The organism is Micromonospora sp. HK10 (genome assembly GCF_000982955.1).
In the GTDB taxonomy this organism is placed as follows: Bacteria; Actinomycetota; Actinomycetes; order Mycobacteriales; family Micromonosporaceae; genus Micromonospora.
This window is the reverse complement of record NZ_KQ058869.1, coordinates 44,301-58,210: the sequence shown is the minus strand read 5'-3', so window position 1 is coordinate 58,210 and position 13,910 is coordinate 44,301. Positions and strand designations below refer to the sequence as shown.

The following is a 13,910-nucleotide window of genomic DNA, read 5'->3' as shown; positions in this document are numbered from 1 at the left end:
AGCGGGGTCTCCCGGCGGTCGAGGAGGATCCTCGTCATGGCGGATCCCGGGCAGACACCGGACGGCACCCCACCCGCTCCGTCCGGCAGGTCCCGGCCGACAGCACTCGTCACGGGGGTCGGTCGCACCATCGGCATCGGCGCCGGCATCGCAAGCGAGTTGGCGGCCTCGGGCTGGGATATCGCCTTCACCTTCTGGACCGGGTACGACGAGCGCATGAACTGGGGCGTCGAAGCCGGGGCCACCGACACCATCGCGCAGGCACTCACCGCGCGCGGCGCAGCCGTCGCCGCCATAGAAGCGGACCTCACCGACCCCACGGCGCCCGCTGCGGTCTATGACGAGGCGGAGCGCCAACTCGGCCCGGTCACCGCCCTGGTGATGTGCCACTGCGAGTCGGTCGACTCCGGGCTACTGGACACCACCGTCGAGAGCTTCGACCGGCACTTCGCCGTCAACGCACGGGCGACCTGGTTGCTGATCCGCGAGCACGGGCGACGCTTCCGCGGGCGGCCCGGCGACGGTCGCATCATCGCCCTCACCAGCGATCACACGGTGGGAAATCTGCCGTACGGCGCGAGCAAGGGCGCACTCGACCGCATCACCCTGGCCGCGGCCCACGAGTTGGCCCACCTCGGCATCAGCTCGAACGTCATCAATCCCGGCCCGGTGGACACCGGGTGGATGACAGCGGCGGGACGAGCCGACTGCATTCGGCAGACACCACTCGGCCGCCTCGGCACCCCACAGGACACCGCGAATCTGGTCAGCTTCCTGTGTTCGCCGCAAGGCCAGTGGATCAACGGCCAACTGCTGTTCAGCAACGGCGGATTTTCCTGACCGGCGCCAGGGGACCGCTCCACACCGCACGATGACGTCCGCAACTGCCGAACAGCGGATGCCCGGACGCGGGTCTACGGCGCATGCACGACAGGCTGCTCTCCGCCCCACATCTCCACCACGGCTCCACCGACTCCCTCGTGGATGAGGCTCAAGACGACGGAGACAACCTCGGCCGGAGGTATCAGCGGGCGAGATGCGGCACGTTCGTCGGCACTCATGCGCTCCCATTGGGCCTGGGCTCGGCTCAGCCCGATCCGGTCCGGCGCGACGCACATCATCCGGACCGCGTGGCTACGTTCCAAGCTGGCCAGACTGGCGGTGAAGCGAATCAGACCAGCCTTCGCGGCCCCGTACTCCGGCGAACCGTAGGACTCGAAGCCGATGCCGCCGCTGGAGGCCATGTTGACAATCGCGCCACCACCTTGTTCCCGCATGGGGTCCAGAACGAGCTGGCTGAGCAGCATCGGTGCGGTGAGGTTCAGGTTGATCGTCCCAGCCCATCGCCGGCGCCGGTGCCTCCGACTCCCGCGTCCGGTCCAGGGCACTCCCGTCATGAGCCAGTGCGGGCGGGGACCGTCGGGATGGCGGCCGAGACCTCGGTAATCAGGTCGTGGACCTCGTCGCCCCAGTGCGAGGCGATGACCAGGTCCCGGGCGGGGTCGATCCAGAGCAGGTGACGGCCGCCATTGCCGCGGGCGCATCGTCCGCTGGCCGGCGCGCCGGGCTGTACCCGCTGCGAGTCGTTGTGCCACCAGAGGTAGCCGTAGTCGGGGTTCAGGTCGCAGGGACTCCAGGCGCGGTCGATCCACTCGTCGCTGAGCAGCCGCCGGCCCTGCCACTCGCCCCGGCACCGGTACAGCTCACCGAGCAGAGCCAGATCCCGCGCGGAGATCCACAGACCGCCGCCCCAGTGTGCCCCGCCGCTGACGACCGGCGTGGGCATCCCGTCGATGTCGATGACCGAGTCGGTGTAGCCGTGCCAGGACCAGGACGAGGAGGCGCCGAGTGGTTCGAGCACGTCCTCGCGGAGCACGTCGGGCAGCGGTCGGCCGAACAGCACCGTCAGGGCAAGGCAGAGCAGATTCACCCGTACGTCGTTGTAGGCCCACCCGGTGCCGGGCGCTCCTTCGCGCTCGAAGCCCTCCCGGCGGCTCTGCGCGTCCACCTCCGTCGGCTTCCCCCACAGCTCACCGTTCCATCCGCTGGTCTGCTGCAACAGGTGCTGCCAGGTGATGCCCTCGATGGCGAGGCGATCGACGAGCGGATGCCGGATCGTCGCCGACACCAGCGCGTCCGGGGCGAGCAGTCCTCGGTCGAAGGCCAACCCCGCTACGGTGGCGACGACGCTCTTGGTGCCGCTGAACAGCATCTCCGGGATCTCCGCGTCGCCCCATTCGGCGACCACCCGACCTCGGTGCCGCACCACACCGCTCGCGCCGGTGCCCGCCAGCAGGGGACCGGTCACCTCCCGATGCGACTCATCCGCCACCTGCTGGGACAGGTAGGCCGCCATGTCCCCGATGCCGGAGGTCGCCCGCTGGGCCTGCCGTCGGACAGCTTCCCGGATTGCCGTCAGCTCGCGGGTTGGTTCGCGGCTGTCGCCTCCGCTCCCGGAGCCGGGCGGTAGAACCTGACCGGAGGAGTCCTCGTTGACGCTCACGCTCCGACCCTAGGGCTGGCGACCTCATCGTGTGCTCTCGCCGACTGCGATGTGGATCACGCGACCTGGCACAAGGTGACGGCGATCTATTTCGCCGGGGACTTGGGCAGGTCCCACAGTTGGGAGATGTAGTCCTGAAGCTGGCCGGCCAGAAAGTTCATGCAGGGCGCGTTCCCGAACCAGTCTTCCTCGGCCAGCATCTGGAGCATCCTTTCGAGGGTGACGGTGTGCCAGCCGAGAGCCGGCAGCTCGCTGAACTTGTATTCCCGCTCCTCGCTGAGGAGTACGGTGCACGTCGGGTCCGTCAACGCCAGTTCCTGCAATTGCTCAAATATCCGCAACGCCGCCTGGTACCGAAGGATGAGCCTCAGTTCGGTGTCCTTCTGCGCTTCGCGGGCGATCGCTCGCCGACCCTTCACGACGATCGTTTCGACGTCCCGAGGGACCTGAACGTTCTTAATCCCCGGGTTCAGGAAACTACCCGAATCGTTCTCTCCGAGATCGCGAAGATATCCGGAGATCATTAGCAACAGGTTGAGGGCGGCGACGGATGGGCGGTATCGCACCGGCTGCATGTGCGTCTCCCAACGAAGAAGGATCGAGACGGCCACCTGACAATTTCACAGCAGGTCCTACACCGATCGGCAGTGGCGGATAGCTGACAAGATTTGGTCAGGTGGGCAAGATCCAAGAACGGGCGTATCGGCAAGGTGATTGCGGAACGAATCCCCGAGCCGGCTACAGAAACGCCGCAACACGACAAGGTCAGACGCACACATCTGCTGCGGTTAGTGAGCCGCGATCATGCCGATAGCCCACTGTCTAGACGGGGGCGAGGGGCGTGTGGGGGAGGTCGGGAAGGATCACCGTGATCGGTTGGCCCGGCACGACCTCGCCGCCGCGTTCGACGACCGCCATCACGCCGGCCTTGCGGATGACCGGCGTGGTCGCGCACTCCGGCGACGCGGTGGACGGCGCCGGCTGGTCGGTCGGCGTCCCGTCCGCGCGGGACAGCACCACCTTGAGCAGCCCGGGCCGAAAGGCGTTGATCTGCGCGCAGGGGTTGCGCAGGCCGGTCAGTCGCACGGCTGGACCGCCGAAGTCGAGCAGCGTCCCGGTCGGCAGCCCCAGCAGGTCGAGGTCGGCGGTGAGGACGTTCTCCCCGAGATCACCCGGCGCCAGTTCATAGCCCATGGCCCGGGCGTCGTTGAAGACCTCGGCGTGGATGAGGTGGACCTGGCGCAGGTTGGGCTGGTTCGGGTCACGGCGCACCCGCGACCGATGCTGGACCAGGGTCCCGGCGTGGGCGTCGCCGAGCACGCCGAGCCCGGCCACGAGGGTGATCGACGTGGCCGGCACCTTGCTGAACCGATGGGTCTCGTCCCGGCAGACGGCGACGACGCGGGGGGTCGGCATACGGTCATCCTCTCGCGTCGCCCGCGGGAGAGGCCAGCGACGAACTCGTTCGGCCAGCGCGCGGCGCAGCCCGGCCGCAGCGGTGTGCAGGTGGCCCTGGGCATCACCAGCGGCCAGCGGCATCCGAACTCGATCAAGCTGCGCAACCGAAGCATAGGAGGCGGGCGGCACCGTGCCCAGCGACATCCGCACGACGTGTGGATGTGCCGCGCGGTCGTGGCGGCAGCTGAGTGGCATCACCCCTCTTGCGGATGGCATCACAGTGATGCCATCATGGCGTCATGGAACTTCGTACCTACGTCGACGCGATCCGCCAGCAGCTCGCGGTGGCCGCCGCGGCCGGCGGTGACGACGCCCGGGACCTGGCCGAACGGCTCACCGCGCCGCTGGAGTCCGCGGTCCGGCTCGCCCTGCTGGACGCGCTCTCCGAGGCGGCCACGGAGATCACCCGTGATCTCGCGCCCGGCTCGGTCGACCTGCGGCTGCGGGACCGGGAGCCCAGCTTCGTGGTGACGCCACCGCCGACCGAGCAGTGGACCGACGAGACGGAGGCGGCACCACCGAGCCCGGCGCCACCGCCCCCCGCCGACGGCGAGGACGAGGCGACCGTGCGGATCAGCCTGCGCCTGCCGGAGAACCTCAAGGCGCGCGTCGAGCACGCCGCCGCCCGCGCCGGCGTCTCGATCAACACCTGGCTGATCCGCGCCGCGACCGCCGCCGTCGACACCGACAACCAGCCTCACCGCCCCGACACCCCGCGCCGATCCGGCCCCGCCACCGGCGGCCAGCGCTTCACCGGCTGGGTGCGCTAACCCCACCGACCTCCCGAAAGGGGACAACAATGCCATCCTTCGACACCCCCACCCCGATCTCCGCAACGGTCGAACTCGTCGCCGGCGAGGTACGGATCACCGCCGCTGCGCGAACCGACACCGTCGTGCGGGTCCGCCCCGCCGACAGCGCCGCCGAGCGGGACGTGCGCGCCGCCGAACAGACCCGGGTCGAGTACGCGTCCGGCCGGCTCGTGATCCGCGGCCCCAAGCAGCCCGGCTTCGGCGTCTTCGGCAAGACCGGCTCCGTCGAGGTGACCATCGAGCTGCCCGCCGGCTCCGGCGTGGACGGCAAGCTGGGCGTCGGTGCCGTCACCTGTTCCGGCCCGCTGGCCGACTGCCGGCTCAAGACCGGCGCCGGCGACCTGCAGGTCGAGGACGCCGCCAGCCTCACCCTGCACACCGGCTTCGGTGCCGCCATCGCGGAGAAGGTGACCGGCGACGCCGAGGTCACCACCGGTTCCGGCAAGCTCAGCCTGCGCGCCGTCGGCGGGCACGCCGTGCTGAAGAACGGCAACGGCGAGACGTGGATCGGCGAGGCGGGTGGCGAGCTGCGGATCAACGCCGCGAACGGCGACGTCGCCGCCGAGCACGCCGCCGCCTCCGTCGCGGCCACCACCGCCAACGGCAGCATCCGCATCGGCGAGCTGGTGCGCGGCCACGCGAGCCTGCGCACCGCGGCGGGCCGCATCCAGCTCGGCATCCGGCGCGGCACCGCGGCCCGGCTCGACCTGCACACCCAGTTCGGCAAGGTGCGCAACGACCTGGATGCCGCCGCCGGACCCGCCGAAAACGACGAGCAGGCCGAGGTGCGGGCCCGCACCGCGTTCGGCGACATCCTGATCCACCGCTCCTGACCTCGCCCGGTCGATGACCGGTCGGGTGCGTCGCGCCCGGCTCCGGGCACCCGACGTCGGGTACCGGAGCCGGGCGTTCGCGGCGGTCAGGTGTCGCGCGCCACCAGGCCGCCCATCCGGACCGCGGTGAAGACGGCGGCGGCCAACGCGACGTCGGAGAGCAGCATGAGGCCGATCGCGTAGGAGCCCTGCGACCCGTAGACCCAGCCCATCACCAGCGGCGGGACGAATCCGCCGAGGCCACCGGCGGCGCCCACCAGGCCGGTGACGGCACCCACCTGGTCGGCCGGGGCGACCTTGCCGACCAGCGCGAACACCGCACCGCTGGCCGCGCCGAGCAGGACCGCCATGCCGAGCAGCGCGACCGTCGCCACCGGCACCAGGGTGGGCTGGAACGCCTGGACCACCGCGAACGCGGCGACCCCGCCGAAGCACCACACCAGCACCGGCACCGGGTGCAGCCGGTCGGAGAGCCAACCACCCAGCGGCCGGGCGGCCACCGCGAGGACCACGAAGCCGGCGGTACGCAACGCGCCGTCGGCGGCGTCGAGACCGTAGGCGGTGCGCAGGTAGGCGGGCAGGTACACGCTGAACGCCACGAAACCGCCGAAGCCCACCGCGTACAGGAAACAGAGCTGCCAGGTGACGGTCAGCCGGCCGACCGCGCTGAGGCGCCGCCAGGCCGACCCGGTCGGGCGGGCCCGCTCCGGCGCGTCGCGCAGCAGCAGGAACGACAGCACCGCGTAACCCGCGAGGATCGCCGCGACGAGCAGGAACGGCGCCCGCTGGCCGTAGGCGTCGGCGAGCCGGACGGTGGTGAAGTTGGCGATCGCGGTGCCGCCCATGCCGACGCCGAACACGCCGATGGCGAAGCCCCGCCGGGCCGGCGGGTACCAGCCGGACACCAGGGGCACGCCGACGGCGAAGGCGGTGCCGCCGATGCCGAGGAAGAAGCCGGTGATGATCAGCGCGGGGTAGCTGGAGACCACGCTCAAGGTCAGCACCGGCCCGATGGTGGCGACCGTGACCAGCGGGAACACCACGCGCGCCCCGTACCGGTCGGTGAGCGCGCCGACCGGGATGCGCCCCAGCGAGCCGACCACCACCGGCACGGCCACCAGCAGGGACTGGGCGGCGAAGCTGAGGTCGAGGCGCTCCTTGATGCCCGGGCCGAGCGGGCCCAGCAGGGCCCACGCCCAGAAGTTGACCAGGAAGCCGAGCGTGGCCAGGACGAGTTGAAGCGTCGCTGTCGAGCTGCCCGGCCTGGCCGCGCCGGCGCGGGCCTCGACGGGGGCAGGCGTGGTGTCGGGTGCCTGGCTGTCACGGGCGATACTCATCGCTGCTCTCCGTGGGTCGTGGTGGTGGTCAGCGGCGGGAACGACCGCGATCGCCGCGGGGGGCGGGCAGCCGGGGCGGGCCCTCCCAGCCGGGCCGGGTCGGCCGCAGCCCGGGCCGGTCGTCCCGGCTGCGGTAGACGACGTACGGGCGGGTGGCGTAGCCGACCGGGGCGCTGAACGCGTGCACGAGCCGGGTGAACGGCCAGAACGCGAAGAGCGCGAAGGCGGCCAGGACGTGGATCTGGAAGCCGACCGGCACGCCGGCCATGACCTCCGGGTCGGGGCTGAGGTAGAACAGCGACCGGAACCAGGGGGACACCGTCTCCCGGTAGTCGTAGCCGTCGCCGACCACGTTGGCCCGCACCGTGGCCAGCAGCCCCAGCACGATGACCCCGGCGAGCACCACGTACATCGCCTTGTCGTTGCGGGTGGTGGCGGCGAAGACCGGGCCGGTGAGGCGCCGGCGGGCGATCAGGATGGCCAGTCCGATCAGCGTGCAGAGCCCGGCCACCGTGCCGATGAACACGGCCATCAGGTGGTACGTGTGCTCGGTGACGCCGACCGCCTCGGTCCAGGACTTCGGCACCAGCAGGCCGCCGACGTGGCCGACCAGCACCATCAGCACGCCGAAGTGGAACAGCGGGCTGCCCCAGCGCAGGATGCTGCTCTCGTAGAGCTGGGACGAGCGGGTCGTCCAGCCGAACTTGTCGTACCGGTGCCGCCAGATCAGGCCGCCGACCAGCACGGCCAGGGCCAGGTACGGGTACACGACCCAGAGCAGGATGTTCATCGACGGCCTCCCGAGGTGTCCACGAGCCCGAACGGTTCCAGGCCGACCTGCTCCGCCGGTGGTCCGGTGCGGGCCAGCCGGGCCGCGGCGGCCAGGTCGGCGGGCTGGGCCGGCGGCAGCATCTCGCGTACCGCGGCCACCGCGTGCCGGTAGGCCGACCGCTCCCGGCCCAGCGCCTCGACCAGCAGGTCGAGGCCGACCCGGTGGTCCCGGAGCAGCCGCCACCCGCCGTCGTCGGCGGCGGCCAGGTCGAGCACCGCCGGCAGGAAGTCGGGCAGCTCGCCGTCGACGACGGCCAGCCCGGCCCGCCGGTACGCGCCGGAGAAGCCGACCAGGGCCTCCCCGCGACGGCGGGTGTCGCCGCAGGTGTAGTACGTCAGGTGCAGGCAGCAGCGGCGGCGGAAGTCGAACAGCTCGACGTACCCGGCCCGCAGCTCGCCGGCGGGGTGCGCCGACCGGTGGGCGACCACCTCGTGCAGCGGCCCGGCCACCGGGGCCGGTACGCCGTCGAGGGCGGCGCGCACGGTGGGCAGCGCGGCGAGCACCTCGTCGTCGGGGTAGCGCAGCAGCAGGGACGCCGCGCGGGCGGCCACCTGCCGCCAGGTCGGCTGGCTCACCGGTCACCTCCGTCGGTGGGCTCGGACTCGGGGCGGCGGGGCGGGAAGAGCCCTCGGGGGGTGCCCTTGCCGTCCCAGTTGAGCAGGTTGACCCGGCGCGGCTCGTCGCCCGGGTCGGTGAAGTTGTCGGCGGTCTGCCGGTTGCGCAGCATGTGGAAGGTCTCGACCTGCACCGGCACCGGCGTGCCGGAGGACTCCCCGAACGGCCCCTGGCCGTACGGGCCGCCACCGCCCATGCCGGGGCCGCCCTCGTAGTCGAGGCTGCACTCGGTGGCGACCTTCTCCAGCCGGTGGGCGTCCTCGGCGTGCGCGGCGGGGATGACGTAGCGCTGCTCGTACTTGGCGATGGCGAGCAGCCGGTACATCTCGTCCATCTCCGCGCCGGTCATCCCGACGGCCGCCGCGATGGACTCGTCGCGCGTCTCGCCCAGGTTGACCCGGCGCTGGTAGGCGCGCATCGCGGCGAGCCGGTTCAACACCGCGCGCACCGGCTCGGGGTCGCCGGCGGTGAACAGCTCGGCGAGGTACTCCACCGGGATGCGCAGCGCGTCGATGGCGCCGAAGAGGTTGCCGGCCTGCTCCGCGTCGTGGCCGGTGTCGCGGAGCACGTCGGCCACCGGCGACAGCGGCGGGATGTACCAGACCATCGGCATGGTCCGGTACTCCGGGTGCAGCGGCAGTGCCACCTCGTACCGCATGATCAGGTCCCAGACCGGCGAGCGCTGGGCCGCGTCGATCCAGTCGTCGGGGATGCCGGCCTCCCGGGCGGCGGCGACCACCCCGGGGTCGTGCGGGTCGAGGAAGACCGACCGCTGGGCGTCGTAGAGACCGTGCTCGTCCTCGACCGCGGCGGCCGCGGCGACCCGGTCGGCGTCGTAGAGCATCAGCCCCAGGTAGCGCAGCCGGCCGACGCAGGTCTCCGAGCAGATGGTCGGCTGGCCGATCTCGATGCGCGGGAAGCAGAAGGTGCACTTCTCCGCCTTGCCGGTGCGGTGGTTGAAGTACACCTTCTTGTACGGGCAGCCGGTGACGCACATCCGCCAGCCCCGGCAGCGGTCCTGGTCGACCAGGACGATGCCGTCCTCGGCCCGCTTGTAGATCGCGCCGGAGGGGCAGGAGGCGGCGCAGGACGGGTTGAGGCAGTGCTCGCAGATGCGCGGCAGGAAGAACATGAACGTCTTCTCGAACTCCTGCTTCACCTGGTCGGACACCTTGGCCAGCACCGGGTCGCCGGCGGCGATCTCGTTGCCGCCGGCCAGCGAGTCGTCCCAGTTGGCGCTCCAGGAGATCTTCGTGTCCTTGCCGGTGAGCAGGGACTTCGGCCGGGCCACCGGGGTGTCGTCGCCGGCCGGGGCGGTGAGCAGGTGCTCGTAGTCGTAGGTCCAGGGCTCGTAGTAGTCCTGCATGGACGGCAGCTTCGGGTTGGCGAAGATGCTGAACAGCTTCTTCACCCGGCCGCCGGCGCGGGGCTTCAGCCGGCCGGCACGGGTCCGCGTCCAGCCGCCCTGCCACCGCTGCTGGTCCTCGTAGGTGCGCGGGTAGCCCTGCCCGGGCCGGGTCTCCACGTTGTTGAACCAGACGTACTCGACGCCGGACCGGTTCGTCCACGCCTGCTTGCAGGTGACCGAGCAGGTGTGGCAGCCGATGCACTTGTCGAGGTTCATCACCATCGCCATCTGCGCCATGACCCGCATCAGTACTGCACCTCCTGGGAACGGCGGCGGATCACGGTGACCTCGTCGCGCTGGTTGCCGGTCGGACCGAGGTAGTTGAAGGCGAAGGAGAGCTGGGCGTACCCGCCGATCAGGTGGGTGGGCTTGACCAGCAGCCGGGTCAGCGAGTTGTGGATGCCGCCGCGCCGGCCGTTGATCTCCGCCTTCGGCACGTCGATCACCCGCTCCTGGGCGTGGTACATGTAGACGGTGCCCTCGGGCATCTTGTGCGTCACCACGGCCCGGCACACCACCACGCCGTTGCGGTTGACCGCCTCGATCCAGTCGTTGTCCCGTACGCCGATCTTCGCGGCGTCGGCCTCGCTCATCCACATCGTCGGCCCGCCGCGGGACAGCGTCAGCATGATCAGGTTGTCCTGGTACTCGGAGTGGATGGACCACTTCGAGTGCGGGGTGAGGTACCGGACGGTGATCTCCAACTCCCCGTTGGCGCCCAACCGGGGCTCGCCGAAGAGCTTGTGCATGTCCAGCGGCGGCCGGAAGATCGGCAACCCCTCGCCGGCCTCGTGCATCCAGTCGTGGTCGAGGAAGAAGTGCTGCCGGCCGGTGAGCGTGTGCCACGGCTTGAGCCGCTCGGTGTTGATGGTGAACGGCGAGTACCGCCGCCCACCGTGCTCGCTGCCCGACCACTCCGGACTGGTGATCACCGGCACCGGTCGGGACTGGGTGTCGGCGAAGGTGATCTGCTTGCCCTCGTGCTCGGCGGCCAGGTCCGCCAGGCGTACCCCGGTGCGCTTCTCCACGTCGTGGAAGCCGGCGGTGGCCACCCGGCCGTTGGTGGTGCCGGACAGGGCGAGGATCGCCTCGCAGGCGTGCACGTCGGTGGCCAGCGACGGCCGGCCGTCCGCCACGCCGCCGCGCACCTCACCGTTCTTGTGCCGCAGGTAGTCCACCTCGGGACGGACGTCCACCGCCACCCCCTTGCCGGTGGTGCCGAGGGAGTCCATCAGCGGCCCGAGGGCGGCCATCTGGTCGGCCACCGCGCCGTAGTCCCGTTCGACCACGATCAGTTTCGGCATGGTGCGGCCCGGCACCGGCGTCTCCCCGGTGACCGCCCAGTCGCGCACCCGGCCGTGCGGGGTCGCCATCGCGTCCGGGGTGTCGTGCAGCAGCGGGGCCGCGACCAGGTCCTTGCGTACGCCCAGGTGCGTCGCCGCCAGCGCGGAGAACGCCTTGGCGATGCCGTGGAACGCCTGGAAGTCGGTGCGGGTCTGCCACGGCGGGTTGATCGCCGGGGTGAACGCGTGCACGAACGGGTGCATGTCGGTGCTGCTCAGGTCGTGCTTCTCGTACCAGGTGGCGGCCGGCAGCACGATGTCGGAGAAGAGCGTCGTGGAGGTCATCCGGAAGTCCAGCGACAGCAGCAGGTCCAGCTTGCCCTCGGGCGCCTGGTCGCGCCAGGTCACGTCCTTCGGGCGCAACTCGGCGGGCGCCTCCGTCGCGCGCAGGTTGGCGTCGGTGCCGAGCAGGTGGCGCAGGAAGTACTCGTTGCCCTTGGCCGACGAGCCGAGCAGGTTGGCCCGCCACACGGTGAGCACCCGGGGCCAGTTCTCCGGCGCGTCCGGGTCGGTGCAGGCGAACCGGACCGCGCCCGCGCCGACCTGCTCGGCGACCCAGCCGCCCGGGTCGTCGGGCCGGGCCGCGAGGGCCTCGTCGGCCAGGTCCAGGGGACTGCGGTCGAAGGTGGGCGCCGACGGCATCCAGCCCGACCGGGCGGACTGGGCCAGCAGGTCCATGGTGTGCTTTCCGGCGAACGCGCCGGTGCCGGTCGGCGAGGCCACCACGTCCGCGGAGTAGGTGTCGTAGCGCCACTGGTCGGTGTGCACGTACCAGAACGCGGTGCCGATCATCTGCCGGGGCGGGCGCACCCAGTCCAGCCCGAACGCGAGCTGCTGCCAGCCGGTCACCGGCCGGCACTTCTCCTGCCCGACGTAGTGCGCCCAGCCGCCCCCGTTGACGCCCTGGCAGCCGGTGAGCGTGACCAGCGCCAGGATCGCCCGGTACGTGGCGTCGGAGTGGAACCAGTGGTTGGTGCCGGCGCCGAGCAGGATCATCGACCGGCCGCCGGAGCGTTCGGCGTTGTCGGCGAACTCCCGGGCCACCCGGGCCACCTGCGCCGCCGGAACCCCGGTGATCGGCTCCTGCCACGCCGGCGTGTACGGCGCCGCGACGTCGTCGTAGCCGGCCGGCCACTGCCCGGGCAGCCCGTCGCGGGCCACCCCGTACTGGGCCAGCAGCAGGTCGAACACGCTGGTCACAAGCTGGCCGGCCACCGTCCGGGTCGGCACGCCCCGGCGCAGCACCTGCGGGGTGTCGGTGTCGAACCGGGGCAGCTCCACCTCCACCGGCTCGCCGGCGCCGAGGCAGGTCAGGGCCGGCTCCAGGTCGCCGAGGTCGAGGTTCCACTGGCCCGGCTGCTCGCCCCAGCGGTGCCCGAGGCTGCCGCGCGGCACGGCCGGCGCGCCGGTCGCCGAGTCCCAGAGCACCGTCTTGAACGCCGACTCCGTGCCGGTCTCGCCGAGGTCCGCGGCGGTGAGGAACTTGCCCGGCCGGTACGCGCCGTCGGCGCCCGGCTCCAGGGTGACCAGGAACGGCAGGTCCGTGAAGCGGCGTACGTAGTCCACGAACCGCGGGGTGCGCCGGTCGACGAAGAACTCCTTGAGGATCACGTGCCCCATGGCCATGGCGAGCGCCCCGTCCGTGCCGGGCTGGGCGGGCAGCCACTCGTCGGCGAACTTGACGTTGTCGGCGAAGTCGGGGCTGACCACCACCACCTTCTGGCCCCGGTAGCGCGCCTCGGCCATCCAGTGCGCGTCCGGCGTACGGGTCACCGGGACGTTGGAGCCCCACATGACGAAGTACGAGGCGTCCCACCAGTCCCCGGACTCGGGCACGTCGGTCTGGTCACCGAACACCTGCGGGGAGGCCACCGGCAGGTCCGCGTACCAGTCGTAGAAGGAGAGCATCGAGCCGCCCAGCAGCGACAGGAAGCGCGCACCGACGGCGTGCGACACCATCGACATCGCCGGGATGGGGGAGAACCCGGCGATCCGGTCCGGGCCGTGCGCCGCGATGGTGTGCACGTGGGCCGCGGCGATCATCTCCTGCGCCTCGTCCCAGCCGATCCGCACCAGGCCGCCCTTGCCGCGCGCCTGCTGGTAGCGGCGGCGGCGCTCCGGGTCGGCCTGGATGTCGGCCCAGGCCGCGACCGGGTCACCGAGCCGCCGCTTCGCCTCCCGGTACAGCTCCACCAGCACGCCGCGGGCGTACGGGTAGCGGACCCGGGTGGGGGAGTAGGTGTACCAGGAGAAGGCGGCGCCCCGGGGGCAGCCGCGCGGCTCGTACTCCGGCCGGTCCGGCCCGACGCTCGGATAGTCGGTCTGCTGCTGCTCCCAGGTGATGATGCCGTCCTTGACGTACACCTTCCAGGAGCACGAGCCGGTGCAGTTGACCCCGTGCGTGGAGCGCACCACCTTGTCGTAGGACCAGCGGTCGCGGTAGAAGGCGTCCGCCTCCCGCCCGCCGATCTGGTGCAGCGTCCGGCCGTCGGTGGAGACCTCGGCGCGGCGGACCAGTCCGCCGACCGCCAACAGCGCCCGTCCCGCACTCTCGGTCGCTCGCGACATACGCCTCATTCCTTCGCTAGCTTCTGCCGTAACGACCCAGGCTGGTGGCAGTTGCGAGGGGACGCAACCGGGGCGGGCCGTCGCCGCCATCCTGCGAGAACTCATCGCCCTGGAACCGGGCCGAAAGTCCCGAGATCATCGGCGGCGGCGGGCGGGCGCGTCGTCCGGCACCCGCCCGGTGGCCGGGCCCCTCGCCGTGCG

The 13,910-nt window shown here is 71.6% G+C and carries 12 protein-coding genes; 3 read left to right on the top strand and 9 right to left on the bottom strand.

Features of this window, described 5'->3' with window-relative positions; all coding sequences use genetic code 11:
* Positions 1-36 precede the first annotated feature (36 nt).
* Entirely contained in the window at positions 37-840 is an 804-nt protein-coding gene (locus LQ51_RS24215) for an SDR family oxidoreductase (protein WP_046569443.1), read from the top strand.
* Between the two features lie 74 nt (positions 841-914).
* Here the strand turns inward: LQ51_RS24215 and LQ51_RS31490 are convergent, their stop codons facing one another.
* The 4 genes from LQ51_RS31490 to LQ51_RS24195 all read right to left on the bottom strand — a co-directional run bounded on the left by LQ51_RS31490 (position 915) and on the right by LQ51_RS24195 (position 3,919).
* Positions 915-1,397 carry an SDR family oxidoreductase gene (locus LQ51_RS31490; protein WP_082159616.1) on the bottom strand — a complete coding sequence of 161 codons (483 nt, stop codon included), beginning with the start codon at positions 1,395-1,397 and terminating at the stop codon, positions 915-917.
* A complete protein-coding gene (locus tag LQ51_RS24205; RefSeq protein WP_197087895.1) occupies positions 1,394-2,503 on the bottom strand; it encodes a serine hydrolase domain-containing protein in 1,110 nt (369 codons plus the stop codon). The genes LQ51_RS31490 and LQ51_RS24205 overlap by 4 nt, the downstream gene beginning before the upstream one ends.
* An 86-nt stretch (positions 2,504-2,589) precedes the next feature.
* Positions 2,590-3,114, bottom strand: a complete 525-nt coding sequence (locus tag LQ51_RS24200; protein ID WP_046569440.1) for a hypothetical protein — start codon at positions 3,112-3,114, stop codon at positions 2,590-2,592.
* A 211-nt stretch (positions 3,115-3,325) separates the two neighbouring features.
* Entirely contained in the window at positions 3,326-3,919 is a 594-nt protein-coding gene (locus LQ51_RS24195) for an MOSC domain-containing protein (RefSeq protein WP_046569438.1), read from the bottom strand.
* Positions 3,920-4,200: 281 nt separating this feature from the next.
* On the opposite strand from LQ51_RS24195, the gene LQ51_RS24190 reads away from it, so the two are divergent.
* Both LQ51_RS24190 and LQ51_RS24185 read left to right on the top strand, forming a co-directional pair.
* Positions 4,201-4,731, top strand: a complete 531-nt coding sequence (locus LQ51_RS24190) for a ribbon-helix-helix protein, CopG family (protein ID WP_046569436.1) — start codon at positions 4,201-4,203, stop codon at positions 4,729-4,731.
* Positions 4,732-4,760: 29 nt separating this feature from the next.
* Positions 4,761-5,606, top strand: a complete 846-nt coding sequence (locus LQ51_RS24185; protein WP_046569435.1) for a DUF4097 family beta strand repeat-containing protein — start codon at positions 4,761-4,763, stop codon at positions 5,604-5,606.
* An 86-nt stretch (positions 5,607-5,692) separates the two neighbouring features.
* Here the strand turns inward: LQ51_RS24185 and LQ51_RS24180 are convergent, their stop codons facing one another.
* The 5 genes from LQ51_RS24180 to LQ51_RS24160 are packed head-to-tail and all read right to left on the bottom strand — an operon-like array spanning position 5,693 to position 13,709.
* Positions 5,693-6,943: an MFS transporter gene (locus LQ51_RS24180; RefSeq protein ID WP_046569433.1), complete on the bottom strand. Its 1,251-nt coding sequence runs from the start codon at positions 6,941-6,943 to the stop codon at positions 5,693-5,695.
* A gap of 28 nt (positions 6,944-6,971) precedes the next feature.
* Positions 6,972-7,733: a respiratory nitrate reductase subunit gamma gene (gene narI, locus LQ51_RS24175; RefSeq protein WP_046569431.1), complete on the bottom strand. Its 762-nt coding sequence runs from the start codon at positions 7,731-7,733 to the stop codon at positions 6,972-6,974.
* Entirely contained in the window at positions 7,730-8,350 is a 621-nt protein-coding gene (gene narJ / locus LQ51_RS24170) for a nitrate reductase molybdenum cofactor assembly chaperone (protein WP_046569428.1), read from the bottom strand. The genes narI and narJ overlap by 4 nt, the downstream gene beginning before the upstream one ends.
* Entirely contained in the window at positions 8,347-10,044 is a 1,698-nt protein-coding gene (gene narH / locus LQ51_RS24165; protein WP_046569426.1) for a nitrate reductase subunit beta, read from the bottom strand. Before narH ends, narJ begins: the two co-directional genes overlap by 4 nt.
* Positions 10,044-13,709, bottom strand: a complete 3,666-nt coding sequence (locus LQ51_RS24160; protein ID WP_046569424.1) for a nitrate reductase subunit alpha — start codon at positions 13,707-13,709, stop codon at positions 10,044-10,046. The genes narH and LQ51_RS24160 overlap by 1 nt, the downstream gene beginning before the upstream one ends.
* Between the last annotated feature and the right edge of the window lie 201 nt (positions 13,710-13,910).

Excerpts from the sequence above, each read along its gene's own strand:
- narH (WP_046569426.1), bottom strand. The coding sequence starts at position 10,044 with ATGCGGGTCATGGCGCAGATGGCGATGGTGATGAACCTCGACAAGTGC.
- LQ51_RS24180 (WP_046569433.1), bottom strand. The coding sequence starts at position 6,943 with ATGAGTATCGCCCGTGACAGCCAGGCACCCGACACCACGCCTGCCCCC.
- narI (WP_046569431.1), bottom strand. The coding sequence starts at position 7,733 with ATGAACATCCTGCTCTGGGTCGTGTACCCGTACCTGGCCCTGGCCGTG.
- LQ51_RS24195 (WP_046569438.1), bottom strand. The coding sequence starts at position 3,919 with ATGCCGACCCCCCGCGTCGTCGCCGTCTGCCGGGACGAGACCCATCGG.
- LQ51_RS24215 (WP_046569443.1), top strand. The coding sequence starts at position 37 with ATGGCGGATCCCGGGCAGACACCGGACGGCACCCCACCCGCTCCGTCC.
- LQ51_RS24190 (WP_046569436.1), top strand. The coding sequence starts at position 4,201 with ATGGAACTTCGTACCTACGTCGACGCGATCCGCCAGCAGCTCGCGGTG.
- LQ51_RS24160 (WP_046569424.1), bottom strand. The coding sequence starts at position 13,709 with ATGTCGCGAGCGACCGAGAGTGCGGGACGGGCGCTGTTGGCGGTCGGC.
- LQ51_RS24185 (WP_046569435.1), top strand. The coding sequence starts at position 4,761 with ATGCCATCCTTCGACACCCCCACCCCGATCTCCGCAACGGTCGAACTC.
- LQ51_RS31490 (WP_082159616.1), bottom strand. The coding sequence starts at position 1,397 with ATGACGGGAGTGCCCTGGACCGGACGCGGGAGTCGGAGGCACCGGCGC.